This window comes from Micromonospora mangrovicola (assembly GCF_047200535.1).
Classification (GTDB): domain Bacteria; phylum Actinomycetota; class Actinomycetes; order Mycobacteriales; family Micromonosporaceae; genus Micromonospora.
In genome coordinates this window covers 1-26,463 of record NZ_JBJZOG010000092.1, presented here as the reverse complement: position 1 = coordinate 26,463, position 26,463 = coordinate 1, and the positions used below count along the sequence as shown (strand labels likewise).

General features: G+C 72.2%; 23 protein-coding genes and 1 pseudogene. 3 read left to right on the top strand and 21 right to left on the bottom strand.

The annotated features are described in order from the left end of the window. Nucleotides 1-877: 877 nt before the first annotated feature. From ACL02O_RS26970 to ACL02O_RS26910, 13 genes are all read right to left on the bottom strand, one after another. Complete coding sequence (locus tag ACL02O_RS26970) at nucleotides 878-1,333, bottom strand: DUF2550 domain-containing protein (RefSeq protein ID WP_412820965.1); 456 nt, start codon at nucleotides 1,331-1,333, stop codon at nucleotides 878-880. A 12-nt stretch (nucleotides 1,334-1,345) separates the two neighbouring features. Then, nucleotides 1,346-1,624: a F0F1 ATP synthase subunit epsilon gene (locus ACL02O_RS26965; RefSeq protein ID WP_265007408.1), complete on the bottom strand. Its 279-nt coding sequence runs from the start codon at nucleotides 1,622-1,624 to the stop codon at nucleotides 1,346-1,348. Between the two features lie 139 nt (nucleotides 1,625-1,763). After that, complete coding sequence (locus ACL02O_RS26960) at nucleotides 1,764-2,909, bottom strand: LCP family protein (protein WP_412820964.1); 1,146 nt, start codon at nucleotides 2,907-2,909, stop codon at nucleotides 1,764-1,766. Between the two features lie 216 nt (nucleotides 2,910-3,125). Beyond that, the gene (gene atpD / locus ACL02O_RS26955; RefSeq protein ID WP_412820963.1) at nucleotides 3,126-4,562 is read right to left on the bottom strand and encodes a F0F1 ATP synthase subunit beta; all 1,437 of its coding nucleotides are present in this window, start codon (nucleotides 4,560-4,562) and stop codon (nucleotides 3,126-3,128) included. Beyond that, nucleotides 4,562-5,491 carry a F0F1 ATP synthase subunit gamma gene (locus ACL02O_RS26950; RefSeq protein WP_412820962.1) on the bottom strand — a complete coding sequence of 310 codons (930 nt, stop codon included), beginning with the start codon at nucleotides 5,489-5,491 and terminating at the stop codon, nucleotides 4,562-4,564. The genes atpD and ACL02O_RS26950 overlap by 1 nt, the downstream gene beginning before the upstream one ends. A gap of 3 nt (nucleotides 5,492-5,494) precedes the next feature. After that, nucleotides 5,495-7,147, bottom strand: a complete 1,653-nt coding sequence (gene atpA, locus ACL02O_RS26945) for a F0F1 ATP synthase subunit alpha (RefSeq protein ID WP_412820961.1) — start codon at nucleotides 7,145-7,147, stop codon at nucleotides 5,495-5,497. Between the two features lie 85 nt (nucleotides 7,148-7,232). Further along, nucleotides 7,233-8,054 carry a F0F1 ATP synthase subunit delta gene (locus tag ACL02O_RS26940; RefSeq protein WP_412820960.1) on the bottom strand — a complete coding sequence of 274 codons (822 nt, stop codon included), beginning with the start codon at nucleotides 8,052-8,054 and terminating at the stop codon, nucleotides 7,233-7,235. Continuing rightward, nucleotides 8,054-8,593: a F0F1 ATP synthase subunit B gene (locus tag ACL02O_RS26935; RefSeq protein WP_412820959.1), complete on the bottom strand. Its 540-nt coding sequence runs from the start codon at nucleotides 8,591-8,593 to the stop codon at nucleotides 8,054-8,056. Before ACL02O_RS26935 ends, ACL02O_RS26940 begins: the two co-directional genes overlap by 1 nt. Nucleotides 8,594-8,620: 27 nt before the next feature. Then, nucleotides 8,621-8,854, bottom strand: coding sequence for an ATP synthase F0 subunit C (locus tag ACL02O_RS26930; protein ID WP_013288258.1), 234 nt, complete (start codon nucleotides 8,852-8,854; stop codon nucleotides 8,621-8,623). A 70-nt stretch (nucleotides 8,855-8,924) separates the two neighbouring features. After that, nucleotides 8,925-9,722 (bottom strand): F0F1 ATP synthase subunit A, encoded by a 798-nt coding sequence (atpB, locus tag ACL02O_RS26925; RefSeq protein WP_412820958.1) that lies wholly within the window; start codon nucleotides 9,720-9,722, stop codon nucleotides 8,925-8,927. An 11-nt stretch (nucleotides 9,723-9,733) separates the two neighbouring features. Then, a complete protein-coding gene (locus ACL02O_RS26920) occupies nucleotides 9,734-9,970 on the bottom strand; it encodes an AtpZ/AtpI family protein (RefSeq protein WP_412820957.1) in 237 nt (78 codons plus the stop codon). A gap of 175 nt (nucleotides 9,971-10,145) precedes the next feature. After that, on the bottom strand, nucleotides 10,146-10,577 hold the full coding sequence (locus ACL02O_RS26915) for a hypothetical protein (protein WP_412820956.1): 432 nt from the start codon (nucleotides 10,575-10,577) through the stop codon (nucleotides 10,146-10,148). Then, complete coding sequence (locus ACL02O_RS26910; RefSeq protein WP_412820955.1) at nucleotides 10,570-11,859, bottom strand: serine hydroxymethyltransferase; 1,290 nt, start codon at nucleotides 11,857-11,859, stop codon at nucleotides 10,570-10,572. The genes ACL02O_RS26915 and ACL02O_RS26910 overlap by 8 nt, the downstream gene beginning before the upstream one ends. Before the next feature lie 35 nt (nucleotides 11,860-11,894). On the opposite strand from ACL02O_RS26910, the gene ACL02O_RS26905 reads away from it, so the two are divergent. Beyond that, a complete protein-coding gene (locus ACL02O_RS26905; protein ID WP_412820954.1) occupies nucleotides 11,895-13,376 on the top strand; it encodes an SDR family oxidoreductase in 1,482 nt (493 codons plus the stop codon). Nucleotides 13,377-13,407: 31 nt separating this feature from the next. Here ACL02O_RS26905 and ACL02O_RS26900 read toward each other — a convergent pair whose 3' ends face one another. The 4 genes from ACL02O_RS26900 to prmC all read right to left on the bottom strand — a co-directional run bounded on the left by ACL02O_RS26900 (nucleotide 13,408) and on the right by prmC (nucleotide 17,838). After that, nucleotides 13,408-15,522 (bottom strand): transglycosylase domain-containing protein, encoded by a 2,115-nt coding sequence (locus ACL02O_RS26900; protein ID WP_412820953.1) that lies wholly within the window; start codon nucleotides 15,520-15,522, stop codon nucleotides 13,408-13,410. A 112-nt stretch (nucleotides 15,523-15,634) separates the two neighbouring features. Next, on the bottom strand, nucleotides 15,635-16,246 hold the full coding sequence (locus ACL02O_RS26895; RefSeq protein WP_412820952.1) for an arsenate reductase/protein-tyrosine-phosphatase family protein: 612 nt from the start codon (nucleotides 16,244-16,246) through the stop codon (nucleotides 15,635-15,637). Continuing rightward, complete coding sequence (locus ACL02O_RS26890) at nucleotides 16,247-16,891, bottom strand: L-threonylcarbamoyladenylate synthase (RefSeq protein ID WP_412820966.1); 645 nt, start codon at nucleotides 16,889-16,891, stop codon at nucleotides 16,247-16,249. After that, nucleotides 16,891-17,838: a peptide chain release factor N(5)-glutamine methyltransferase gene (prmC, locus tag ACL02O_RS26885; RefSeq protein WP_412820951.1), complete on the bottom strand. Its 948-nt coding sequence runs from the start codon at nucleotides 17,836-17,838 to the stop codon at nucleotides 16,891-16,893. The genes ACL02O_RS26890 and prmC overlap by 1 nt, the downstream gene beginning before the upstream one ends. A gap of 72 nt (nucleotides 17,839-17,910) precedes the next feature. Here prmC and ACL02O_RS26880 point away from each other — a divergent pair, with 72 nt between their 5' ends. Continuing rightward, nucleotides 17,911-19,464, top strand: coding sequence for a GGDEF domain-containing protein (locus tag ACL02O_RS26880; protein ID WP_412820950.1), 1,554 nt, complete (start codon nucleotides 17,911-17,913; stop codon nucleotides 19,462-19,464). 178 nt (nucleotides 19,465-19,642) lie between these two features. Here the strand turns inward: ACL02O_RS26880 and prfA are convergent, their stop codons facing one another. Together prfA and rpmE are read right to left on the bottom strand one after the other, a co-directional pair. Beyond that, nucleotides 19,643-20,731: a peptide chain release factor 1 gene (gene prfA / locus ACL02O_RS26875; protein ID WP_412820949.1), complete on the bottom strand. Its 1,089-nt coding sequence runs from the start codon at nucleotides 20,729-20,731 to the stop codon at nucleotides 19,643-19,645. A gap of 107 nt (nucleotides 20,732-20,838) precedes the next feature. Further along, complete coding sequence (rpmE, locus tag ACL02O_RS26870) at nucleotides 20,839-21,063, bottom strand: 50S ribosomal protein L31 (protein ID WP_073834647.1); 225 nt, start codon at nucleotides 21,061-21,063, stop codon at nucleotides 20,839-20,841. Between the two features lie 249 nt (nucleotides 21,064-21,312). Between rpmE and ACL02O_RS26865 the strand changes: the two genes are divergently transcribed. Further along, nucleotides 21,313-22,209 carry a phosphatase domain-containing protein gene (locus ACL02O_RS26865; protein ID WP_459560894.1) on the top strand — a complete coding sequence of 299 codons (897 nt, stop codon included), beginning with the start codon at nucleotides 21,313-21,315 and terminating at the stop codon, nucleotides 22,207-22,209. A gap of 118 nt (nucleotides 22,210-22,327) precedes the next feature. On the opposite strand, the gene ACL02O_RS26860 is transcribed toward ACL02O_RS26865, so the two are convergent. Then, nucleotides 22,328-25,771, bottom strand: coding sequence for a phosphodiester glycosidase family protein (locus tag ACL02O_RS26860; protein WP_412820947.1), 3,444 nt, complete (start codon nucleotides 25,769-25,771; stop codon nucleotides 22,328-22,330). 139 nt (nucleotides 25,772-25,910) lie between these two features. Beyond that, nucleotides 25,911-26,463: pseudogene (locus tag ACL02O_RS26855) on the bottom strand (transcription termination factor Rho); the annotation flags it as partial.

Sequence of the window (26,463 nt, the reverse complement as noted above, 5' to 3'; positions counted from 1 at the left end):
GGAACGGGACATTCCCCCCAGGAGGCCCCGCACGCCCGCCCCCGTAGGCCGGTCAGTCGGTCACCATCGAACGACACCGGGCTGCGGCGACAAGCACACCGCCGCACCCGGCGTACCCAACCCAGCCCGGGACCGGACAAACCACCCGCCGCCCGGCCGCCTCGACAACGCCTCACCGACTGAGGCGCTCCCACCCCGGCCCGCCGCACCCCGGCAGGGTGCCGCCCAGCCAGATCGACGCGACATGCGGCACACCGCAGCATCCGGCACGCGCGACACCCCAACCTGCCGCAACCCAAGTCGATCATCCGCCCGGGGCCCGCCCGCGACACCCCGACATGACGCAACCCGGGCCGATCACCGACCCAGGCCCGCCCACGACACACGACCCTGCCGCAACCCGGGGTCGATCACCCGCTCAGGTCGGCCCGCGACACCCCGCAACCTGAGTCGATCACCCGGCCAGGTCGGCCCGGGACGCCCGACCCGCCGTAACCCGCGCCAACCGCCGCAGGGAGCAGGCCCGCCGCAGGGAGCGGGCCCGAACGCGCCACCCCCGGCCAGCCGCCCGCAGCACCACCAGCAGGCCCTCGGCCCGAGGACTTGATCCACTCGACATGCGGCACACCGCTGCATCCTGGGCGGCCGACACCCCGACACGCCGCAACCCGAGTCGATCACCCGCCCAGACCGGCTCGCGGCACCCCGACCTGCCGCGGTCCGGGGTCGGTCAGTCGCTCACCGGGCGGCCGAGCTCGCCCGCCGGCAAGGCGTGGGCGCATGGCAAGGCGTGGGCGCGTGGCCGGAGTTGACGCGGCGGCACCGGACCGTCCGTGGCGGAGCCCGGGGGATCCGTCCCGTGGCAGAGTCCGGGGGATCAGGCGGCGGGCCAGTCCTGGGAGGCCAGACGCGGCGAGGCCGCCCCGGGTGGGGCGGCCTCGAGCCAGGAGAGGAAGCCGGTGACCGTGGATCGCGCCATGGCGATCTCGACCGGAGCGTGGTTGCTGGTACAGCGGAGAATCACCCAGTCGGTCGGCATGGAGAGCCGCTCCTGCCCCTCGGGCAGCCGGCGGCGCTCCACGGCGAGTCCTTTGCGGGAGAGCACCCGCTTGGGGCGCAGCGCGAAGCTGAACATGCGGTACCAGCGGAGTTCGTCGCCGACGAAGCGGCCGAAGCCGGGAGACCAGCCTCGACCGTCGAGGATCGTGGAGACCCGGACACTGAGCCGGATGATGCCTCCGCTGCGGGTGAAAAGCGCCCGCCGGATGAAGAGGATCAGAAGCGCGGCGAAGACGACCGCGACGCCGATTCCGATCCCTTCCACGATCTCCATCGGCGGGTCGGCTCAGCGCGCCGGGGTGGCGGGGGTCGCGCTCTCGGCGAGGACGGTGACACCCTCACCGGTCACCGACAGGAAGCCGCCGGCGATGTCGTACGCGAGCTGCTGGCCGCCGGCCTGCTTGATGCGTACCTGGCTGGGCTCTGCGAGCTGGCCGAGCAGGGGCGCGTGCCCCGGCAGCACACCCAGCTCACCCTCGGTCGTCCGGGCGACGACCATCTCGGCCTCGCCGGACCAGACCTTCTCCTCGACGGCTACGAGCTCGACGTGAAGCTGCTGTGCCACGCTGTCTCCTTGCTGCGGCGGCGGATTGCCGAAAGTCTAGTCGCGGCTCTCGGCGTGCCCCAACGCGGGTGGCGAGAGCTGCGCCACGATCACACCAGCGGGCCCCGGCGCCGCGCGCCGGGGCCCGCTGGCGGTCAGACTAGCTGTTCTCCTGCTTGAAGTCGGGGTGCTCCAGCATGAAGGCGTCGATCTGCTCGGTGCGGATCGCCGCGAAGAAGTCCTCCGCCACCGCCTGCAGCTTCTCCCCCTTGTACGCCCCGTCGATGGTGACCGGCCCGCCCGGCAGCTTGATCGTCTCGATCGAGTTGGCGCGGATGTCCTTCAGGGCCAGGGCGAAGTCGACCACGCTGTGCCCCCGACCGTTGAAGATCAGCGATTGCCCGGCGGCGCGGAGCACCCGGTCGAGCTTGATCGGGTTGGTCACCACGTCGGCGCTGAACGCCTGGTTCACCATCGCCTTGACGAACTGCTGCTGGTGCCGCTGCCGGCCGTAGTCGGCGTCCGGCACGCCGTTCTTCGGGTACCGCTGGCGGACGTAGTCCAGCGCCTGCCAGCCGCTGAGGTGGGCATCGCCCTTCTTGTACTCGGCCTGCGGCCCGAGGTAGCCCCCGCCGCCCGGCTTCAGCTGGCGCATGGTGCCGTCGGGCTTGCGGTGCTCCGACTTCACGTCCCGCTCGATGTACATGTCGACGCCACCCATCGCGTCGACGATGTTCTTGAAGCCGGTGAAGTTGATGATCGCGCCCGCGTCGAACCGCTTGATGCCGGTCACCTGTTGCACGGTCTTGGCGAGCAGTTCGAAGCCGCGCGCGGCGTCCGGGTTCTGCCCGGCCACCCGGCTGCCGTACGACATCGCGGCGTTGAGCTTGTCGGTGCCGCCCCGGAAGTTGGCCTTGGGGAACGCGGGGATGTCCACCCGCAGGTCCCGGGGGAGGGAGAAGAGGTAACCGCGGTCCATACCCGCCGGCACGTGCAGGATCATGATCGAGTCGGCCAGCGGCGGGGTCTCCGGCTTGCGGGGGTCGATGCCGACCAGCAGGATGTTCAGTGGGCCCTTGATGTCGCTCTTCTTCTCGCTGGCGCCGGCCGCCCGGTCGCCGAAGAGGTCGGCCTTGCCGACGGCGCCCTCGTACCGGCTCATCAGGGCCTGGTAGCCGACCAGCACGCTGCCGCTGAGCACCATCAGCACGACGCCGAAGATCGTGCACACCCTGGCCCACCGGGGGACGCCCCGCCAGATGGACGGTTTGCGGCCGCGGTCCGTACCGGCCTTACCCACGAGCATCTCCAATCGTCACGCCCACGACTGGTAGACGGGCGCGGGGTCCGGTTTGGTTGCGGAGGAGGACGTCCCGGAGGTGAACGTCGCGTCACGAAACGGTACCGCGCGGTGGGCGGAACCGCTTGCCAGGAAAACGAACATCTGGTAACAGGGGCCCCTGAACAGGCAGAGGCCGCCCCGACATTCGTCGGGACGGCCTCCGTGGATGTGACGAGAGCCTCAGCCCTCCATCAGCTCCTTCGCCTTCTTCTCGAGGTCCTCGAGACCACCGCACATGAAGAACGCCTGCTCGGGGAAGTGGTCGAACTCACCCTCGCTGATCCGGCGGAACGCGTCGATGGTCTCGGTGATCGGGACCGTCGAGCCCGGCACGCCGGTGAACTGCTCGGCGGCGTAGGTGTTCTGCGAGAGGAACCGCTCGATCCGGCGGGCCCGGCCGACGGTGAGCTTGTCCTCCTCGGAGAGCTCCTCGATACCGAGGATGGCGATGATGTCCTGCAGGTCCTTGTAGCGCTGCAGGATCCGCTTCACCTCGGTCGCGACCTGGAAGTGCTCCGCGCCGACGAACTCCGGGGCGAGGATCCGGGACGAGGACGCCAGCGGGTCCACGGCCGGGTAGATGCCCTTGTCGGAGATCGACCGCTCCAGGTTGGTGGTCGCGTCCAGGTGGGCGAACGTGGTGGCCGGCGCCGGGTCGGTGTAGTCGTCGGCGGGCACGTAGATCGCCTGCATCGAGGTGATGGCCTGGCCCCGGACGGAGGTGATCCGCTCCTGGAGCTCGCCCATCTCGTCGGCCAGGGTCGGCTGGTAACCCACGGCGCTCGGCATGCGGCCGAGCAGGGTGGAGACCTCGGAACCGGCCTGGGTGAAGCGGAAGATGTTGTCGATGAAGAGCAGCACCTCCTGCTTCTTCACGTCGCGGAAGTACTCCGCCATGGTCAGCGCGGACAGCGCGACCCGCAGCCGGGTGCCCGGCGGCTCGTCCATCTGGCCGTAGACCAGCGCGGTCTTGTCGATGACGCCGGACTCGGTCATCTCGGCGATGAGGTCGTTGCCCTCACGGGTCCGCTCACCCACGCCGGCGAAGACGGAGGTACCACCGAAGTTCCGGGCCACGCGGGTGATCATCTCCTGGATGAGCACCGTCTTACCCACGCCCGCGCCACCGAACAGGCCGATCTTGCCGCCCTTGACGTACGGGGCGAGCAGGTCGATGACCTTGATGCCGGTCTCCAGCATCTCGGTCTTCGGCTCCAGGTCCGCGAAGGCCGGGGCCTTGCGGTGGATCTGCCAGTGGTCGTCCGCGTTGATCGTCTCGCCCTCGGTGAGGTTGAGGCACTCGCCGATCGCGTTGAACACGTGGCCCTTGACCGCGTCGCCCACCGGAACGCTGATCGGCGCACCGGTGTCGCGGACCTCGGTGCCACGGACCAGGCCGTCGGTCGGCTGCATCGAGATGGCGCGGACCACGTTGTCACCCAGGTGCTGGGCGACCTCGAGGGTCAGCGTCTTCTCGCCGCCGGACAGCGTCACGTCGACGTGCAGGGCGTTGAACAGGTCCGGCATGGCGTCGCGCGGGAACTCGGCGTCGACGACCGGGCCGATGACCCGGACCACGCGACCCGTGGCCGTCTTGGTCTCTACTGGGGCAGTCATCACACTTCACTTCCCGACGCGGCCAGCGCGTTCGCGCCGCCGACGATCTCACTGATCTCCTGGGTGATCCCGGCCTGACGGGCCGAGTTCATCTCACGCGTGTACTTCTCGATCATCTCTTCGGCGTTGTCGGTGGCGCTCTTCATCGCCCGCCGCCGGGCGGCCGACTCGCTGGCCGCCGACTCCAGCAACGCCGCGTAGATCCGCGTGTTGATGTACCTCGGCAGCAGCGCGTCGAGCAGCGCCTCCGCCTCCGGCTCGAACTCGTACGCCGGCAGCAGGCCCTCGGACCGCGGCCGGTCCTCGACCTGCATCGGGCCGATGATCTTCGCGACCGGGTTCTGGGTCATCAGGGACTTGAACTCGGTGTAGACGATGTGCAGCTCGTCCACCCCGACGATCCCGTCGGCCCCGGCGTGACCGTCCACGTCGTCCGCGCCGGCGGTGAACGCCTTGATCATCGTCTCGCCGACCTCGCGGGCGTCGCCGTAGCCCGGCTGCTCCGAGAAGCCCGTCCAACTGCCGGCGATCTCCCGGTTACGGAACCGGTAGTACGCCACGCCCTTGCGGCCGATGACGTAGAGAACCGGCTCCTTGCCGTCGGCCTTGAGCCGGGCGATCAGCGACTCGGCGGTCCGGATCGCGTTCGAGCTGTACCCGCCGGCCAGACCGCGGTCGGCCGTGACCAGCAGGACGCCCGCCCGCCGCACCCGCTCGCGCGGGGTGAGCAGCGGGTGGTCGATCCGCGCGTTCGAGGCCAGCGCCGTCAGCACGCCGGTGATCGCCTCGGCGTACGGCAGCGACGCCGCCACCTTGGCCTGGGCCTTGGCGATCCGGCTCGTCGCGACGAGCTCCATCGCCTTGGTGATCTTCTTCATCCCCTTGGCGGAGCGGATCCGCTGTCGGAGAACGCGTACCTGGGCGGCCATGGATCAGCTCTCGGCCGGGCGGTCGGTGGTGCCGTCCCGGAAGCGGGTCACCGTCTCGCGGGTCTCCTCGCCCTCCAGCGGCGTGGCCGGGGCCTCGTTGATCCGGACCTCGTCCTCCTTGCCCAGGAAGATCTGCTTGAACTCGGTGATGGCCGAGTCGAGCGAGCCGATGACCTCGTCGTCCCACTTGTTGCCGGCGATCGCGGCCAGGACGCCCTCGTGCTTGTGCCGGAGGTACTGCAGGAACTCCGACTCGAAGCGGCGGATCTCGCCGACCGGGATGTCGTCCAGCTTGCCCTCGGTGCCGGCCCAGACGGAGACGACCTGCTCCTGCACCGGGTACGGCGAGTAGTTCGGCTGCTTGAGCAGCTCGACCAGGCGGGCGCCGCGGTCCAGCTGGGCGCGGGAGGCCTTGTCCAGGTCGGAGGCGAAGGCGGCGAACGCCTCCAGCTCCCGGTACTGGGCCAGGTTCAGCCGCAGCGAACCGGCGACCTTCTTCATCGGCTTCACCTGCGCGGCGCCACCGACCCGGGAGACCGAGGTGCCGACGTTGATGGCCGGCCGGACGCCCTGGTTGAACAGGTCGGTCTCCAGGAAGATCTGGCCGTCGGTGATGGAGATGACGTTGGTCGGGATGAACGCCGAGATGTCGTTCGCCTTGGTCTCGATGATCGGCAGACCGGTCATCGAGCCGCCGCCCAGCTCGTCGGAGAGCTTCGCGCAGCGCTCAAGCAGCCGGGAGTGCAGGTAGAAGACGTCACCCGGGTACGCCTCGCGGCCCGGCGGGCGGCGCAGCAGCAGCGACACGGCCCGGTACGCCTCGGCCTGCTTGCTCAGGTCGTCGAAGACGATCAGGACGTGCTTGCCGCCGTACATCCAGTGCTGGCCGATGGACGAGCCGGTGTACGGGGCGAGGTACTTGAAGCCGGCCGGGTCGGAGGCCGGGGAGGCCACGATGGTGGTGTACTCCATCGCGCCCGCGTCCTCCAGCGTCCCCTTGATGGAGGCGATGGTGGAGGCCTTCTGGCCGACGGCGACGTAGATGCAGCGGACCTGCTTCGTCGGGTCGCCGGAGCGCCAGTTGTCCCGCTGGTTGAGGATGGTGTCCAGGGCGACCGTGGTCTTACCGGTCTTCCGGTCACCGATGATCAGCTGGCGCTGGCCGCGGCCGATCGGGGTCATCGCGTCGACGGCCTTGATACCGGTCTGCAGCGGCTCGTCGACCGACTTGCGGGCCATCACGTTCGGGGCCTGGAGCTCCAGCTCGCGGTAGCCCTCGTTGGCGATGTCGCCGAGGCCGTCGATCGGCTCGCCGAGCGCGTTGACCACGCGGCCGAGGAAGGCGTCGCCGACCGGCACGGAGAGCACCCGGCCGGTGCGCTTGACGCGCTGCCCCTCTTCGATCCCGGCGAAGTCACCGAGGACGACGACACCGATCTCCCGGACGTCGAGGTTCAGCGCCACGCCGAGCGTGCCGTCCTCGAACTCCAGGAGCTCGTTGGTCATGGTCGAGGGCAGACCCTCGACGTGGGCGATGCCGTCACCGGCGTCGGCGACGGTGCCGACCTCCTCGCGGGAGACGTCGGCCGTGTAGGAGGAGACGTAGCGCTCCAGGGCGCCGCGGATCTCCTCCGTCGAGATGGTCAGCTCGGCCATCCTCTGCTTCCTTAAGTATCAGGGGCCCGGGATACCTAGTACCGACCGGTCCGATGGCGTCGAATCAGGGCTGCTAAGACGCTGGTCAGCGCTTCGCGAGCGCGTTGCGGGTCTCGTTGAGGCGGCGCAGGACGGTGCCGTCGTACAGGTCGGAGCCGACCCGCACGCTCACCCCACCGAGCACCTCGGGGTTCACCGTCTGCTTGACGGAAACCTCCCGACCGTACATCTCGGAGAGGCGGGCGCCGAGGCGTTGCTCCTCCTCGTCGGTCAGCGGGGCCGCCACGGTCACGTACGCGACCTGCCGGTCCCGCCGGTCGGCGGCCAGCTCGACCAGCCGGGTGAGCGCCCCGGTGAAGGAGCGTCCCCCGAAGCCACCGAGCGCGGCCTCGACGAGGCGGAGGGTGACCGGCCGGGCCTTGCCGGCGAGCAGCTGGTCGGCCAGGGTGGCCCGCCGCTCGGCCGGGGCCATCGGGTCGGAGAGCGCGTTGGACAGCTCGGCCGAGCCGGAGACGACCTGCCCGAAGCGGAACAGCTCGTCCTCGACCTCGCCCAGCTCGCCGGCCTTCTCTGCGCTCGCCAGGAGCGCCTCGACGCCCAGCCGCTCGACGCCGTCGAGCAGTTCGGACGGGGCCGACCAGCGGCCGGCGACGAGCGCGACGAGCAGGTCGAGCGCGTCGGCGCCAACCTTGCCGCTCAGGATGCCCGTGAGCAGCCCGGTGCGGTCCTCACCCGAACGCGCCGGGTCCGACAGCGCCCGACGCAGCCGCGGCTCGCGCCGCAGCAGGGCGGCGACGGAGAGGATGTCGCCGGCGGTGGTGGTCACCGCCGACGGCTCCGCGCCGCGGGCGTACGCGTCGAGGCGCTCGGCCGCGACCTTGTACGACTCCCGGCTGGCGGCCTGCATCAGCGGGCCCCCGTGCTCTCGAGACCGCTCAGGAACCGGTCGACGGTGCCCTTGCGACGCGCCTCGTCGGCGAGCGACTCACCGACGATCTTGCTGGCCAGGTCCACCGCGATGGTGCCGACCTCGGTGCGCAGCTCGCGCACGATGGTGGCCCGCTCGGCGGCGAGCTGCTCCTTGCCGGCCGCGATGATCCGGTCCGACTCCTCGCGCGCCTTGGCGAGGATGTCCTGCCGGATGCCCTCGGCGTCGGCCCGGGCGTCGTCGCGGATCTTGGCGGCGTCGGTACGCGCCTCGGCGAGCTGGGCCCGGTACTGCTCGAGCAGCTGGTTCGCCTCGGCCTGGGCGGCCTCGGCGCGCTTGATGCCGCCCTCGATCGCGTCGACCCGGGCCTGGAACGTCTGCTCCATGCGCGGGAAGACGAACTTCATCAGCACGAAGCAGAGCAGGATGAAGGCGATCCCACCGACCACGATCTCCTGCCAGGCAGGGATGATCGGGTTGTGGGTCGTCTCACCACCCTCAGCGGCGAGGAAGTACATGGAAAACCTCCCGGTCGAAGGGCGGGATTAGAGGTTGCCCTGCCAGATGAAGCCGAACGCGATACCCAGCAGCGCGAGGGCCTCGATGACGGCGAAGCCGATCCAGACGTACGGCAGGGTCATCCGGGACGACTCCGGCTGACGGGCGGTCGACTGGATGTAGGCCGAGAAGACCAGGCCCACGCCGATGCCCGGGCCGATGGCCGCGAGACCGTAGCCGATGGCGGCGGTGCTGCCCTCTACCGCGGCGTAGATGTCCATTGGTTGGTTCCTCCTGGTTATCACGCGTGACGGTCACGCGGGACGACAACGGTTGGTGCGAAAGAGTGGATCAGTGCTCTTCGGCGAGCGCGCCCTGCACGTAGCTGGCAGTCAGCACGGTGAAGACGTAGGCCTGCAGGACGATCACCAGGAACTCGAGGAAGGTCAGCGCGATCGTCATCACCCAGGACAGCACCGAGACCGGCGCCAGCCAGGCGTTGGCGCTGATCATGGCGAACCCGCCGAGCGTGAAGACCAGCAGGAGCATGTGGCCGGCGAACATGTTCGCGAAGAGACGGACGGCCAGCGAGAACGGCCGGACCAGGAAGGTCGAGAAGAACTCGATCGGGATCAGCAGCGGCAGGATGTACCACGGCGCCGGCGGGACCAGTGAGTTCTTGAAGTACTTCACGAAGCCGTGGTGCCGGATGCCGATCCAGTTGAACATCACGTAGCTGATCAGGGCGAGGAACGCCGGGAAGGCGATGTGCGAGTTCGGCGAGATCTGGAAGAACGGGATGATCGCGAACGCGTTCGTCAGCAGGATGAAGCAGAAGAGCGTGGTGAAGTACGGCGCGAACCGCACCCCCGCGTGGCCGATCATGTCGACCGCGATGTTGTTCCGCACGAAGCCGTAGATCGACTCGGCGAACCACTGCTTTTTGGTCGGCACCAGCTTCGGGTTCCGGTAGCTGGCCAGGAAGAAGATGATCAGGACGCCGACGGCGATCCAGACCATGGCCGTGATCTTGGTGAACCAGTAGTTGTCGTGCGCACCCCAGGGCAGGATGCTGGGCAGGTAGAAGTCCTCCACGCTGGGTGGGAATTCCGCCTGGCCCGCTGCCAGGACGTTCGCCTGTCCGAACACCGCGTCCCTTCCTAAGTAGGCGTGCCCAGTCGGCGGACGACCAGGATGATCCCCCCGGCCATGCCGAGCACGACCCCGATACCGGTGGCGATGCCGCCGGTATCGAGCCACTGGTCGACCAACCAGCCGATGAAACCCCAGACGAGCATGCCCCCGATGAGGTACGAGAGCGCGGTCCAACCCTGACCGGCACCGGACGGAACATCGTCCGGGCCGCCAGCGCTGGGGGGTTTCTGGTCACCGGCCATGACGGGGCGAACGATATCAGTCGAGGAGACGAGGCTGTGCCTCACCCCCCGCACAACCTTGTTGTGTGGGACACGGGCGGGCGAAGTCGTCTGGAGGCACGCTACTCCTCCCTCGCCACTGAGAAAATGACCGATCGCGGACACACCGGCGCGCCGTCCGAAGATTGGGACGGAGTCAGTTGTGGACGCGCCGGGCGTGCACCGTGACCAGCCACCAGACGTGCACCCCGGTCCACACCACCACGCCCGCGGCGATGCCCAGGCAGAGCGGGATCAGTCCCGGCCAGCCGGTCGACGCCACCAGCACCATCACCCCGCCGAGCAGCGTCATCTTGGCTGTGTAGAGGCCGACGCCGAACGGCAGCACCAGCTGCGGGTCCCGGGCGTCGGCCCAGGCCAGCACGACCGTGGTGACGGTGTAGCTGAGCGCGGTGACGGCCACCCCGGCCGCCGCGCCGAGCGCGCCGTCCGCACCCCGGGTCACCCCGCCGACCAGCGCCGCCACCGCGCCCAGCACCGCTGTCGCGAGCAACAGCACCGGCAGGTGGCGCAGCCGCCAGCCGCGGTCCGCGGCCGCCTCCGCCGCGCGCGTCCCGGACTCAGCCACGGGGGTACGCCGGGAAGGCGGTGACCAGCTCGGTCACGTCGGTGGCGATCCGGGTCAGCTCGGCCGCGCCGCCGGGCGGGCCGGGGTCGGTCCGGACGGCCCGGGCGATCAGCGTGGCGATCCGGCGCATCTCCCCTTCCCGCATGCCCTGGGTGGTGACGCTCGGAGTGCCCACCCGGATACCGGAGGCGACCATCGGCTTCTGCGGGTCGTACGGGATGGCGTTCTTGTTCAGCGTGATGCCCGCGGCGTCGCAGCGCGCCTCGGCCTCCGCGCCGGTCACCCCGACCTCGCGCAGGTCGATCAGGGCCAGGTGGGTGTCGGTGCCACCGGAAACCGGGCGCATCCCCTCGGCGGCCAGCCCTTCGGCGAGCGCCTGGGCGTTGCTGACCACCTGGGAGGCGTACGCCCGGAACTCGGGCTGGGCGGCCTCGCGCAGGGCGACCGCCTTGGCGGCGACGACGTGCATCAGTGGGCCGCCCTGGGTGAACGGGAAGACCGCCTTGTCGATCCGGGAGGCCAGCGACCCGCGGCAGAGGATCATGCCGCCGCGGGGGCCGCGCAGCACCTTGTGCGTGGTGAAGCAGACGACGTCGGCGTACGGCACGGGGGACGGGACGGCCCGCCCGGCGACCAGTCCGATGAAGTGGGCGGCGTCCACCATCAGGTACGCGTCGACCTCGTCGGCGATCTCCCGGAACCGGGCGAAGTCGATCAGCCGGGGGTACGCCGTCGCGCCACAGATGATCATCTTCGGCCGGTGCGCCCGGGCCAGGTCGCGTACCTCGTCGTAGTCGATCAGTTCGGTGTCCTGCCGGACGGTGTAGCCGACGGTGTGGAACCACTTGCCGGAGAAGTTCACCCGGCTGCCGTGGGTGAGGTGGCCGCCGTGCGGCAGGTCCATCGCCAGCACGGTGTCCCCCGGCTGCACCAGGGCGGCGTACGCGGCCAGGTTCGCGCTGGCGCCGGAGTGCGGCTGGAGATTGGCGTGCTCGGCGCCGAACAGCTCCTTCGCCCGGGCGATACCGATTTCCTCGGCCCGGTCCACCTCGGCGCAGCCACCGTAGTAGCGCCGGCCCGGGTAGCCCTCGGCGTACTTGTTGGTCAGCGTCGAGCCGAGCGCTGCGAGCACCGCCGGGGAGGTGAGGTTCTCGCTGGCGATCAGTTGCAGGCCACCGCGCAGCCGCTCCAGCTCCCCCAGCACCACCCCGGCGATCTCTGGGTCGACAGCGCTGAGCTGCTGGAAGTCCGGCCCCCAGAAGGGCTCCCTCGCGTTCTCCACAGCGAAGGAGTCTACGGAGCCGCACACTGGAAGCCGTGAGATGCCTCGTCACCGGAGCCACGGGTTACATCGGCGGGCGCCTCGCGCCCCGGCTGCTGGCCGAGGGGCACACCGTACGCTGCCTGGCCCGCAAGGCGGCGCGGCTGCGCGACGTGCCCTGGGCCGCCCGGGCCGAGGTCATCGAGGGTGACCTGCGGAAGCCGGATACGCTGCCGGCCGCGTTCGAGGGCGTCGAGGTGGCGTACTACCTGGTCCACTCGCTCGGTCAGGCCGGCTTCGAGGCGGCCGACCGGGAGGCGGCGACCAACTTCGCCGCGGCGGCCCGCGCCGCCGGCGTACGCCGGATCGTCTACCTCGGCGGCCCGGAGCCGACCGAGGACCGGGACGTCCCGTCGCCGCACCTGCGGTCCCGGGCGGAGGTCGCCCGGATCCTGCTGGACAGCGGCGTGCCGACCGCCGTCCTCCGGGCTGCGGTGATCATCGGATCGGGCTCGGCCTCGTTCGAGATGCTGCGCTACCTGACCGAGCGGCTGCCGGGCATGATCACCCCGCGCTGGGTGCGCAACCAGATCCAGCCGATCGCGGTCCGCGACGTGCTGCACTACCTGATCGGCTGCGCGGGGCTGCCGCCCGAGGTGAACCGGGCCTTCGACATCGCCGGACCGGACGCGCTCACCTTCGAGGACATGATGCAGCGGTACGCCCGGGTGACCGGGCTGCCCCGGCGGGTCATCCTGCCGGTGCGGCTGCTGACCCCGGCGCTTTCCTCCTACTGGGTCGGCCTGATCACGCCGGTGCCGAACGCCATCGCCCGGCCGCTGGTGGAGAGCCTGGTCCACGAGGCGGTCGCCCACGAGCACGACATCGCCCGGTACGTCCCGGACCCGCCCGACGGGCTGACCGGCTTCGACCAGGCGGTCACCCTGGCGCTGGCGAAGGTCCGCGACGCCGAGGTGGAGACCCGCTGGTCCACCGCGAGCGGGCCGGACGCCCCGGCCGAGCCGCTACCCAGCGATCCGGAGTGGTCGGGTGGGACGGCGTACACCGACCTGCGGGAGCGGGAGGTGGGCGCACCGGCGGGCGCGCTGTGGCGGGTCATCGAGGGGGTCGGCGGCGAGCACGGCTGGTACTCGTTTCCGCTGGCCTGGTCGGTGCGCGGCTGGCTGGACCAGCTGGCCGGCGGGGTCGGGCTGCGCCGGGGGCGGCGCGACCCGCACCGCCTTCAGGTGGGCGAGGCGCTGGACTTCTGGCGGGTCGAGGAGATCGTCCCCGGTGAGCTGCTGCGGTTGCGCGCCGAGATGCGGCTGCCCGGCCGGGCCTGGCTGGAGATGCGCGCCGAGCCGGCCGGGGACGGCCGGAGCCGGTACGTCCAGCGCGCCGTCTTCCTCCCCCACGGCCTGGTCGGGCACCTCTACTGGGGCTCGGTCCTCCCGTTCCACGCGATCATCTTCGGCGGCATGGCCCGCAACATCGCCCTCGGCGCCGAACAGACCGCACCCCACCCCACCCAGCCCTGACCCCCGCCCGGCGAGCGGGCGGGGGTGGGGTTCAGTTGGCGCCGCGGGGGCCGGTGCGCTGGAAGGCGACCGCCTGGCTGGGCGGGACGAAGTCGAGGACGGGCTGGTCGCGGAGGGCGTACGCGAGCAGCCGGCCCACAGCCTCGATCTGCCGGGTCTGCACACCGCCGCCGACGGCGTCCTGGGGGTCGTCCGGGTTCGCGGCGATGGTGGCGACGGCGAGCTGCGGGGTGAAGGCCACCACCGTCTCGGTGGCGTTCCGCTCCGAGCTGCCGGTCTTGCCCGCGAGGGGCCGGCGTAGCCCGGGCGCCAGTTCCTCGGCGGTGCCGCCGTCGCAGCGGCGGTACATCGACTGGTCGCCGACGGGGCAGCGGGACGCGTCCGCCGCCGCCCGGGCCACGTCGGTGTCGAGCACCTGGCGGCAGTCCGTGTTCCCGGCGGCCACCTTCCGGCCGGAGGCGTCGGTGATCGAGGTGACCGGGGTGGGCCGGCACCAGTAGCCCTCGGCCGCCACCGTCGCGTACGCGTTGGCCACGTCGAGCGGGGTGGTGTCGGCGACGCCCAGGGTGAACGGGCCCCAGTTCTTCGCGCCCTCGCGGGCCAGCTTGGCGTCCTCCGGCGAGCGCAGCACGATGCCGAGCCGCTGGGCCATCTCCACCACCCGGTCCGCGCCCACCCGCTCGGTGAGCCAGGCGAAGTACGTGTTCACCGAGCGGCCGAACGCGCTCCACATGTCCTGGTCGCCGTCCATCCAGAGCGGGTTGGAGTTGGCCGGGCACCAGTGGCCGCCGCAGCTCGCCGGACCGCCGTCGACCGGGTAGCGGGTGACGTACACGCTGGGCGCGTCGAATTCGGTGTTCAACGGCAGCCCGGACTCGAGCGCGGCCAGCAGCGTGAAGAGCTTGAAGGTCGAGCCGGCCTGGTAGCCGACGATGCCGCCGCCCCCGGCGACGAGCTGGTTGACCGTGTTGGGGTGGTTCTGCTGGCCGCCCGGGTTCCCGGCCACGCTGTAGTTCCGGTTCACCGCCATGGCCAGCACCCGGCCGGTGCCGGGTTGCACCACCGCGGTCGGCGCGGCCCGCTTGTTGGTCGTGTCGTAGACCCGCAGCACCAGCTCGGTGGCCTTGGCCTGCACGTCCGGGTCGAGCGAGGAGACGATCTTCCAGCCGCCCCGGCGCAGCGTCCGCTGCCGCTCGTCCGCGGACTTGCCGAAGGCCGGCTGGGCGTTCCACCACTGGTTGAACCAGTCGCAGAAGAAGCCCCAGTCGTTGTGCGCGGCGGGCACCGAGGTGCAGTCGTTCGGCGTGGCGCTGGGCCGCAGGTTCAACTGCTCGACCTTCGCCCGCGCGGCGTCCGCGGCGCTGAGCTGCCCGGTCTCCACCATCCGGTCCAGCACGTACGCGCGGCGCGCCAGGGCCGCGTCGGCGTCCCCGTGGATCGGGTCGTCGGTGTCGGGCGAGCGGACCAGCCCGGCGAGCAGCGCCGCCTGGGCCACGGTGAGCTTGTCGGGCGTGATGGAGAAGTAGCGTTTGCTGGCCGCGGCGATGCCGTAGGCCCCGGCCCCGAAGTACGCGATGTTCAGGTAGCGGCCGAGGATCTCGTCCTTGTTCAGCTCCCGCTCCAGGGCCAGCGCGTACCGCATTTCGCGGATCTTGCGGCCCACGGTGATCTCGGTGGCCATGGCCCGCTGCTCCTCGGTCAGCCGGGGGTCACCGGCCAGCGCGTTGCGGACGTACTGCATGGTCAGCGTGGAGGCGCCCTGCCGGGTACCGCCCTCCCGCCGGTTGGCGGTGAAGGCCCGCACCACGCCCCGGACGTCGACGCCGTGGTGCTGGTAGAACCGGACGTCCTCGGCGGCCACGATGGCCTGCCGCATCACCGGCGCCACCTCGGCCACCGGCACGTCCACCCGGTCCTCGACGTAGAACGAGGTGATCAGGGTGCGGCCGTCGTTGGCGTAGAGGTTGGACCGCTGTGCCGGCTGCGGCGTGCGCAGCGGCTCGGGCAGTTGCGTGTAGGGCATCAGCCCCTTGAAGCCGAGCCCGAACACCAGCGCGGCCGGCAGGGCGGCCGCCGCCAGGGCGAGTCCGGCGAGCACGCCGGCGAGCAGGACGGTGAACAGCTTGTCGAGATGGGCCCGGTTCATCAGCTCTCCCCGCAGGAGCCGGCCGTAGGACCTGTCCAGAATGACCGGAATCAGCCGGTTATCCCGCCACCTTCCCCGAAACGCGCAGGAAGTTCGCGAGAAAGGATGAACCTCAGGCCAGCAGCGTGGCGGCCAGCGGGTGAACCGTCTCCTCGATCTCGTCGGCCACCCGGCTGAAGCACTGGTCGCCCCGGCCCCACGGGTCGTCGAGGTCGTCGGTGGGCAGCGGGGCGGTGCCCTGCCGGGCCGCGTCCGCCGCCTCCACCAGGGCCACGCCCCGGGCGTACACCGCCTCCGGGGTGGCCTCGACCGGGGGCAGCCCGGCGGAGTCCACGCCGCCCAGCAGCCGGCCGAACTCGCCCAGCACGAAGGTGCGCCCGGCCGCGTCGGGGCGCAGCGCCACCACGTACTCCTGCTGGTCGGCGGTGGCGGTGAGCACCAGGTCGGCGGCGTCGATCAGGTCGGAGCGGAGCCGGCGGGCGGCGAAGCCGGCCACGTCACCGCCGCGCGAGGTCACCTGCCGGGCAGCCGGCGGATTCATGTCCTCGCCGGCGTGCCAGCCGCCGGTGCCGGCGCTGTGGCTGTGCACCAGCTCGTCGGAGCGGTCCGGGTCGGTCCCGAGGCGGCCCAGCCGCTCGCGGACCGCCAGCACCAGCAGCCGCTCGGCCATCGGCGACCGGCAGATGTTGCCCATGCAGACGTGCAGGACGGTGAACGGCGGCACTCAGACCCCCCGCTCGTCGAGGATGTCCGGCGCCACGTCGCGCAGCTTCTCCAGGGAGACCGCCCCCTGGCGCAGCACCCGGGGCACCTCACCGGTGAGGTCGACGATGGTGCTCGGCACCGGATCCAGCGCCGGACCCGCCTCCAGGTACGCCCGGACGCCGTAACCGAGCTGGTCGCGGGCCTCCTCGGCGGTGAGCGCGGCCGGCTGGCCGACCTTGTTGGCCGAGGCGACCGCCATCGGGCCGGTCTCCCGCAGCACCTCCAGGGCCACCGGGTGCAGCGGCATCCGGACCGCCACCGTGCCGCTGGAGTCGCCCAGATCCCAGGCCAGACTCGGCGAGTGCTCCACGACGATCGTCAGCGCGCCCGGCCAGAACGCCTCGACCAGCTCCCGCGCGGAGCGGGGCAGCGAGAAGACCAGGCCGTCGAGGGTGTGCCGGGAACCGATGAGCACCGGAGGCGCCTGCCGGGCGCCACCCTTGGCGTCGGCGAGCGCCTTGACCGCGTACGGGGTGAAGGCGTCGGCGCCGATGCCGTAGACCGTGTCGGTCGGCAGGACGACGAGTTCCCCGTTCTTGACCGCCTCGATCGCAGCGGCGATGCCGCGGTCCCGGTCGGCGGGCGACCGACAGTCGTAGAGCATCACGAGGAGCCAGTCTGCCACGCCGGGGCGGGGTCGGCGTGCTGGCCGTCCGCCCGCCGGGACGCGGTGGCGAACCGGGGCCGCCCGACCAGGTCCCGGTGCTCCTCGACCTGCTCGTACCGGCCGTCCGCGGCGAGCAGCTCCGGCACCGCCGCGCCGTGCGTGTCGTCATGCTCGACGCCCAGCGCGCCGCCGGGGCGGAGCAGCGCCGCGGCCCGGGCCACCACCGGGCGGATCACGTCCAGCCCGTCCGCCCCGCCGAAGACCGCCTCGTCCGGATCGTGCCCGGCCACCTCCGGCGGTACGACCACCGCACGCGGCACGTACGGCGGGTTGCAGAGCAGCACGTCGACCCGGCCGACCAGCTCGCCGAGCAGGTCCGGGTCGGTGACGTCGGCCTCGACCACCTCGACCGGGTTGTCCCCGGCGGCCGCCCGGTCGGCGGCGTTGCGGCGCAGCCAGGCCAGGGCCGCCGGGGACCGCTCCACGGCCACCACCCGGCCCGCCGGCAGTTCCTGGGCGACCGCCAGGGCGATCGCGCCGGAGCCGCTGCACAGGTCCACCACCAGCGGCGCGGCGTGCCGGCGGCCCTGCTCCACCCCCCAGCCGGCGAGCAGCTCGGTCTCCGGGCGAGGCACGAACACGCCGGGGCCCACCGACAGCTCCAGGTGCCGGAAGCCGGCGACCCCGGTCAGGTGCTGCAACGGCTCCCGGGCGACCCGCCGGTCCACCAGCGCGTCCAGCCGGTCCCGCTGGGCGGGCGTGAAACCGTCGGCCAGCGCCAGCCGGCCGCGCGGCACCGCCAGCACGTACGCGGCCAGCAGCTCGGCCTCCGCCCGGGGCGCCTCGATGCCCGCCGCGGCCAGGGTCCGGGCCGCCCGGGCGACGACCAGTGAGGGGCGCTCGCGTTCTGTCCCTTCGGACGGGTGTTGCGGGAGGAAGGTCACGACATAATCATGAAGCGTCGCGGGTCGCACCACGAGCGGTGTGTCCCTCAGACACGCCGACAGGGAGGACGAGTGGGCTGGCTCGACCGGGTCGAGGACCAGGTTGACGCCCTGCGGCGTGCCCGGACGTTGCAGGAGGCCAGCCGGTCGGCCGAGGCGTGGACGCTGCTCGACCGGGTCATCCGCACCACCGAGGACCCGTACGCCCGGGCCGACGCGCTGGTCCAGCGCCTCTCCGCGCTGATCAATCTCGGCCGCACCGCCGAGTTCACCCGGGCCATCGAGGAGGCGTCCGCCGCCGTCCGGGACCTGGCCGAGCCGTACCTGCACGGGCATCTCAACGCCCTGGCCGCGCTCGCCGCACACCACCAGGGGGCGCTGGACCGCTGCGTCACCCACCTGGTGAAGGCCGCCCGGGCACTGACCGCCGACGACGACCCCGACCGGGACACCGCGTGGGGCTGGCACGACCTCGCCATGGCCTACTCGTACCTCAGCTTCCACGGCCACGCGCTGGGTGCGATCGAACGCGCCCGCCAGGTGGGGCTCACCGCCGGCATCCCCGAGGCGACCCTCGCCGCTCCGGGCATCCGGCTGCGCAACGCGCTCGCCCTGGACCACAACGGCGACAGCGACGGCTGCCTGCGGGTGCTGCGCGACGTGGCCGGGGACTTCAACCGCTTCCTGCGCAGCGAGCAGGTCGACAAGATCATGCCAGGCGGCCTCACCGCATACGGGTACGCCGCCGCCCGGCGGGCCGCCCTCGGCGACCGGCTGGAGTCCGGCAGCGACGCCGACCCCGTCCGGCTGCTCGAGCACGGCGGCGACAGCGCCCGCGCCCGCGACCTGCGCCAACTCGGTCAGGTCTGCCTGGCGATCGCCGACGGGCGCCCGATCGAGGCGGTCACCCGACTGGACACCACCCGGGTCTCCACCGAGACGCTCGGCGCCGCCGAGGCGCCCCGGCTGCGCAGCATCGCGCTGGCCCGGGCCGGGGACCACGCCGCGGCGCACCGGGCGGACCGGCACGCGTTCCGGCTCGCGGCCCAGCGCAACGACCGCCTCCGGGACGTCTACATCGACGGCATCGCCGCCCGGATCGACCACGAGGAGATGCGCCGCGAGGCCGCCCGGTACGAGGGCGAGGCGCTCACCGACCCGCTGACCGGGCTGCCCAACCGACGTCGGCTGGAGCGCTACATCGGAGCGGTGGTGGCCCGCGGCGACCGGGTGGTGATCGGCGTCTGCGACCTGGACGGCTTCAAGGCGGTGAACACCCGGCACGGCCACCACTCGGGTGACCTGGTGCTGCAACGGATCGCCGGGGTGATCAACCGGGTGATGCGGCGCGGCGACTTCGTGGCCCGCTACGGCGGGGACGAGTTCGTCGTGGTGCTGCCCGAGACGGGTATGTCCGAGGCGGCCGAGGTGGCCCGCCGGATCCAGGCCGCCGTCCGCACCGAGGACTGGGAGTCGCTGGTGCCCGGCACCCCGGTCGGGGTGAGCATCGGCTTCGCCGAGGTGAGCGGCGCCTCCGGGGCGAGTGTCCGGGAGGCCCTGGGCGCCGCGTTCGAGCTGGCCGACCGCGAGATGCTCCGCGCCAAGGAGGGTCTCCGCGCCTCCTGACCCCCGCCCCACCCTTGCCCGCTGCGCGCGCCCGCACGCCCGCACGCCGCCGCGCGGCCGCACGCCGCCGCGCGGCCGCACGCCGCCGCGCGCGCTAATTCACGGAAGTAGTGGCCACCCGACGCGGAATGGCCACTACTTCCGTGAATTAGCGCGGATGTTGGGGGCGCGGCGGGGGTCAGCGGCGGGTGAGTTCGGTGTCGCCGGCCAGGCGGGCGGTGCGGTCGGCTTCGGCCAGGGCGTCCAGCACGCCGTCCAACTCGCCGCCCAGGGCGAGGTCGAGGTTGTACGCGGTGTAGCCGATCCGGTGGTCGGTGATCCGGTTCTGCGGGAAGTTGTACGTCCGGATCCGCTCCGACCGGTCCACGGTGCGGACCTGCGCCTTGCGGGCGTCCGAGGCGGCGGCGTCGGCCTGCTCCTGGGCCACCGCGAGCAGCCGCGCCCGCAGGATGCGCATCGCCTGCTCCCGGTTCTGCAGCTGCGACTTCTCGTTCTGGCAGGAGACCACGATCCCGGTCGGCACGTGGGTGATCCGGACCGCGGAGTCGGTGGTGTTGACCGACTGGCCACCCGGCCCGGACGAGCGGAACACGTCGATCCGCAGGTCGTTCGGGTCGATGGTGACGTCGACGTCCTCGGCCTCGGGCAGCACCAGCACGCCGGCCGCGCTGGTGTGGATCCGGCCCTGCGACTCGGTGACCGGGACGCGCTGCACCCGGTGCACGCCGCCCTCCCACTTCAGCCGGGACCAGACCCCGTTGCCGCCCTCCGGGACGCCCTTGGTCTTGATCGCCAGCGAGACGTCCTTCACGCCGCCGAGGTCGGAGTCCTGGGCGTCGATCACCTCGGTGGTCCAGCCGCGCCGCTCGGCGTACCGGGTGTACATGCGGAGCAGGTCACCGGCGAAGAGCGCCGACTCCTCGCCACCCTCGCCAGCCTTGATCTCGACGATCACGTCCTTGGCGTCGTGCGGGTCGCGCGGGATCAGCAGCTCGGCGAGCTTCTCCTCCAACTCGGGCAGGGCAGCGGCGATCGTCTCCGCCTCGCCGGCGAAGGCCGGGTCCTCGGCGGCCAGCTCACGGGCGGCGGCCAGGTCGGCCCGCGCCTGCTCCAGCTCGCCGGCGGCCTTCTGCAGCGGGACCAGCTCGGCGTAGCGCCGGCCGACCCGCCGGGCGGTGGCCTGGTCCGCGTGGATGGCCGGGTCGGCGAGTCGCTTCTCGAGGTCGGCGTACTCGTCGAGGAGGGCGGCCAGGCGCTCACTGCTCATGCTGCGGATGCTCCTTCGACGATCGGGCAGGGACAGGAAGCATTGGGGCGGAAACGGACGAACGCCCGCGCCCGGCGCAGAGCCGGACACGGGCGTCGTCGACGGAGCTACTTGGCCTTCTTGGCCTGGACCTTGGCGTACTTCTGCTGGAACTTCGCGACCCGACCGGCGGTGTCCAGCACGCGCTGCTTACCCGTGTAGAACGGGTGGCAGGCGCTGCAGGTCTCGACGCTGATCTGACCGCCCTTGGCGGTGCTGCGGGTCGTGAACGTGTTGCCGCAGGAGCAGCGGACCTCGGTGGTCACGTACTCCGGGTGGATGTTGGGCTTCATGTCGCCTCGGTCCTTTCGTGGATGGTCGCCGGGTCGCCGTCGTGCGCCCCGTCGTCGCGACGGGCTCGGGCGTGAACCGGAACCGGTGGCCGATTGACCAGTGTGCCATGGGCGTCAGCCGACCCGGCGAGCGGGCCGCACACGAGATCCGGCAGGCTCAACGCTCACCGCTCCCCGTGCATTCCCGGGCCGCTCGCGGGCATTCGTCAGGGCGGCCGGGGACGAGCCGGGATGACTGGGAGGTACGGGATGTTCCGCCTGATCGCCACCCGGGGGCTGCCCGCATCCGGCAAGACCACCTTCGCCCGGCGGCTCCAGCCCGGCGTCGTCCGGGTCAACCGGGACGACCTGCGCCGGATGATGCACGGCGAGCGGCTCTTCACCCAGTGGGCCGAGGGGCAGGTCACCCGGGCCCAGCGCGCGCAGGTGGAGGCGCTGCTGGCGGCCCGGGTGAGCGTCTGCGTGGACGACACCAACCTGCGCTCCCGGACGCTGCGTGACTGGGCGGAGCTGGCCGAGCGGTTCGGCGCGGCGTTCGAGGTGCACGACTTCACCGACGTACCGCTGGAGGAGTGCCTGCGCCGGGACGCCGGCCGGCCGGAGGAGGACCGGGTCGGCGAGGCGGCGATCCGCCGGCTGCACGAGCGCTACCTGGCCAACCGCCCGCTGCCGCTGCCGCTGCCGACCGCCCGGCCGGGCGGTCCCGGCCGGGTGGAGCAGGAGCGGACCGGGCGTCCCGACATCGTGCTGGTCGACATCGACGGCACGGTGGCGCTGAACGTCTCGCGCAGCCCGTACGACATGACCCGGGTCGCCGAGGACGCGCCGAACGGGGCGGTGATCGCCGCGGTGCGGGCGATGCAGGCCGCCGGCCACGGGGTCGTCTTCTGCTCGGGTCGGGACGCCTCGGCCCGGGCCGACACGGTGGCCTGGCTGGCCCGGCACGTCAAGGTGCCGTACCTGGCGCTGCACCTGCGGGCGATCGGCGACCAGCGCAAGGACGCCGTGGTCAAGCAGGAGATCTACGAGCGGGAGATCCGGGACCGGTACCGGGTGGTCGGCGTGTTCGACGACCGGCAGCAGGTGGTGCGGATGTGGCGCTCGCTCGGCCTGACCGTCTTCCAGGTCGCCGACGGCGATTTCTGACCCCGGCCACGCGCCCCGTTCGCCCGCCGGCGGGCTCCTCCCCTGAAGGCGCAGGAGCCCGCCGACGGGCGGAGCCCGCGCCGGGACGCGGATCGGACCCTCCGCGTCCCGGCCGGGCTCAGGCAGCGGGCGCCTCCGCCGCCGTCAGGGTCACCGTCGCCTCGGCCCGGACGCCGTTGACGGTCACCGTGAGCAGCACCTGCGCGCCGGGACGCAGCGCGGTGAGCACTCCGGTCGCCGGGTCGAACCGCGCCACGTGCCACGGCTTCACCCCGTCGGCGCCGCCGATGTGCAGGTTCGGCGAGCCGGCCCAGTCGGCGCTGACCGGGGCGGCCACCGGGACGGTACGGCCGCCGGGCTGGGTGACCGTGGCGGTGACCGTGGCCGGGGCGCCGACCGCCACGCCGGCCGGGGCGGTCAGGGCGAGCCGGTCGACGTGGGCGTGGAACTCCGCCGCGACCCAGTCCGGCCCCTCGGCGAGCGGGTCGCGGCGGGCCCGCTCGGCCTCCTGTGGGGTCACCGGGTCGACGCCGAACTCGGTCCAGCCGGTGAAGCCGCCGAGCTCGGCCGGGGTGGACGGGTTCTTGCCGGAGTTGCCGTTGATCACGTACGGGACGCCGTCCACCCGGCCGGCGTGGAAGGTGCCGACGTGCCCGTTGACCATCAGCGCGCCCTTGCCGGTGCGGTGCTGGAATTCGGCCAGCCACTGCTCCACCAGGGCCGCCTCCTTCCGATCGAGCAGCTGGCTGGCCTTGGCCGGGCTGGGGTCGCGGGGCGGGTGGTGGAAGAGCACCGTGACCGAGCCGACGGCCGGGTCGGCGGCCGTCGCGTCCAGGGTGTGCCGGAGCAGCTCCACCTGGTCGAAGCCGCCGCCGCGCAGCGAGCCGGTGGCGGTGCTCAGCGTGACGAACCGGGTGCCCTGGTGGTCGAAGACCCGCGAGGTGTCCCCGAAGACGCCGCGGAAGTTGTCGATCGGCGCGCCCATGATCTCGTGGTTGCCCGGGACGTAGTAGTACGGCAGCTCGCCGCCCAGCTCCTCGTCCAGGATCCGCTTGGCCAGCGCGAAGTCCGCCGGGTACGCGGTGTCCACGAAGTCCCCGTCGATGATCAGGAAGTCCGGCCTCGCCGCGCGGATCTCGCGGAGCGTACGGCGGGCCTGGGCGACCAGGTCGCTGTCCGGGTCTGCGGCGACGAACTGGGCGTCGGACATCACCGCGAACCGCCAGGGCGCGCCGTCCACCGTGCCGTCGCGCAGCACCACCCGGTCGGTGCGATTCTCCTCGGCCGGGGCCTGCAGCGGCGGCGGCACCCGGGCCACCAGGTCGTCGATGACGACCTCGCTCTGGTACTGCTTGGCCGGGTCGGTCTCGGCCACGTAGAACCGGCGCACCCGGACCGGGTACTGCACGCCCGACGGCACGGTGAACTCGACGTACCGCCAGCCGGTCCAGGTGACGTACGGGCCACGCAGCACGAATTGGGTGTCCTGGGCGTCGTGCAGGTGCAGGCTCGGCCACTCCCCGGTGCCGTTGCCCTTGATCCACAGGCCGAACGCCTGCGGCTGGCCGGGCACCTCGATCCAGGCGGGCGGGTCCGCGTACGCCGCCCGGGTGCCGGTGGACTGGCTGAAGTCGTACGACATCCGCAGGCCGGTGCCGGTGTGGCCCGGGGCGGGGGCGACCGCGCCGCTGGCCCGGGCCTGGCTGAACTTCCAGGACGCCGCGTCGTCGAAGCCGGCCACCGGCACGTCGGTCAGCCCGACGGTCACCGGCAGCACCGTGGTGGCCGCTCCGACGTGGACGGTGACCAGGGCGGACCCGGCACCACCGAGCGCCTCGACCGAGAGGTTGCCGTCGGCGGTCGGAGTGACGGCGAGCAGGTCGTGGTCGTACTCCAGTCGCAGGTCGGCTGGCTCGATCGGCGCGGTGTCGCCCTCGGTGTCGAAGCCGACCACGCCGACCAGGCCGGTGTCGCCCTCGTTGCTCAGGCCGAGCCGGTCGACGGTGGCGTCGATCCGGTCCAGCGGGCCGAGCACGGTCAGGTCGAGGCTGCCCCGTGCCTCCTCGCGCCGGGCGGTGACGGTGGCGCGGCCAGGCTTGCCGGCCCGGAAGACGCCCTCGTCGTCCACCGTGCCCTGGGCGGCCGGGTTGGCCCGCCAGTGCGGCGCGCCGGCGGCCGGGCCGTACGTCTCGTCGTAGCCGGCGGCGGTGAGCCGGCGGGTGAGCCCGGGGAAGACCCGGTCCGGCCGGCCACCCCGGATCGGGGCGACGCCGGGCGCGGCGGTCGGGTCGCTCGCGGTCTCCAGCCAGTAGCCGGTGAGCCGGCCGCTGCCCTCCGGGGCGTAGATGGCCAGGCCGTTCGGCACCGGCCGCTCGCTGCCGTCCGACGGGCTGTTCTCCACCTGGACGGCCGCCGCGCCGGGCTCGCGGGCCAGCAGGGTCGAGGAGCCGCCGCCGTCGAGGTTCAGCGCGTTCCACGCGCCGAGCTCGACCATCATGTGGCCCATCTCGCTCTGGGTGACGCCCCGGCTGTCCACCTGCCGACCGTCCACGGTCAGCATGATCATCTTGCGTCCGTCGGCGGAGAAGCCGACCGAGGTGCGCGGGGCGAGGGTCTGGTCGGCGATGCTCTGCACCTCGCCGTCCCGGACCAGCACGTTGCCGCCGCCGACCGCGGCGCGCAGGCTGCCTCCGTCGGAGGACTTCGGCTGCCAGGTCAGGTCGATCGGGTCGCCGGGGCGCAGCGCGGCGAGGGCGTCCGCCCCCGCCTCCCGGCCGAGCAGCACCGTGGTGCCGGCCGGGATCGGCCCCTCGCCGGCCGTGCTGGCCACGGTCGCGACCCTGCCGCCGGTCACCGTCACCTCGGCCACGCGGGCCGCGCCGCTGACCGCCCGCTGCCGGGTGTACGTGCCCCAGAGCGGGGTGAAGACGCCGACGCCACCCGGCTGCACCATGTTGTTGAACTGGGTCAGCGGGACCGGCCCGGCCGGCAGGGCCGCGCTGCCCTCGAAGCCGACCTGGATGATCCGGCCCAGCCCTTCCGCACTGATCGCGGCGGCGTTGGCGTGGCCGGCGACCGGCGACTGGACCAGCTCGCCCGAGCGGATGCCGACGCCCTGCGCTGCGCCGGAGGCGTTGATGTCGAAGAAGTCCCCGTTGACGGCGGCCACCGCCCGGGAACGGTCCACCGCGGCGCGCAGCGGTTCGTACCTGGTGACCGCGCCGGAGTTGACGTAGTCCACGGTGACGCCGCCGGAGAGGTCGGCGGTGAGGGCGTCGGCACGCAGCCAACCGGCGGCGTCGTACCGGTCGAAGGAGGTCAGGTCGAGTCCGGGGGCGACCGGACGGGTGGTCTTCGCGGTTTCCAGGCCACCGGCGGGTGCCAAACCGTCGGCGGCGAGGGCGACCGCCGCATCGGGGCGGGAGGAGGCGGCCGGGGCGTCCTCGGCGGCGGTGGAGACCGCGGGCGCCGCGACGCCGGCCGGTACCGGCCCGGCCAGGGTGAGAACCGGCGTCAGCAGCAGGACGCCGGCGAGACGGGCGGATCGACTGCGGGTACGCATGGACGACAGTCAACCCGGAACTGAACAGAAGTTTCAAGAGGTCTCGGCTTAACTGAAGAAAAACTTCACTCACCGACCCGGTACGCGACGAGGGGCACGGCCGATCGGCCGTGCCCCTCGTCGGGTCGCTCCTGTCAGGTCACTCGCCCGGGGTGGACTTGGCGATCTGCATCAGGAACTCGATGTTCGTCCGGGACTGCTTGAGCCGGTCCAGCAGGAGGTCGAGCGCCGCCTGCGAGTCCAGCGAGTGCAGCACCTTTCGGAGCTTGTGGACGATCGCCAGCTCCTCCGGCGCGAGCAGGACCTCCTCCTTGCGGGTGCCGGAGGGGTTGATGTCGATCGCCGGGAAGACGCGCTTGTCGGCGATCTTCCGGTCCAGCTTCAGCTCGGCGTTGCCGGTGCCCTTGAACTCCTCGAAGATGACCGTGTCCGCCATGGACCCGGTCTCCACCAGCGCGGTGGCGAGAATGGTCAGCGAGCCGCCGTTCTCGATGTTCCGCGCCGCGCCCAGGAAACGCTTCGGCGGGTAGAGCGCGGTGGAGTCGATACCACCCGACATGATCCGGCCGCTGGCCGGCGCCGCCAGGTTGTACGACCGACCGAGCCGGGTCACCGAGTCGAGCAGCACGACCACGTCGTGGCCCAGCTCGACCAGACGCTTCGCCCGCTCGATCGCCAGCTCCGCCACCGTC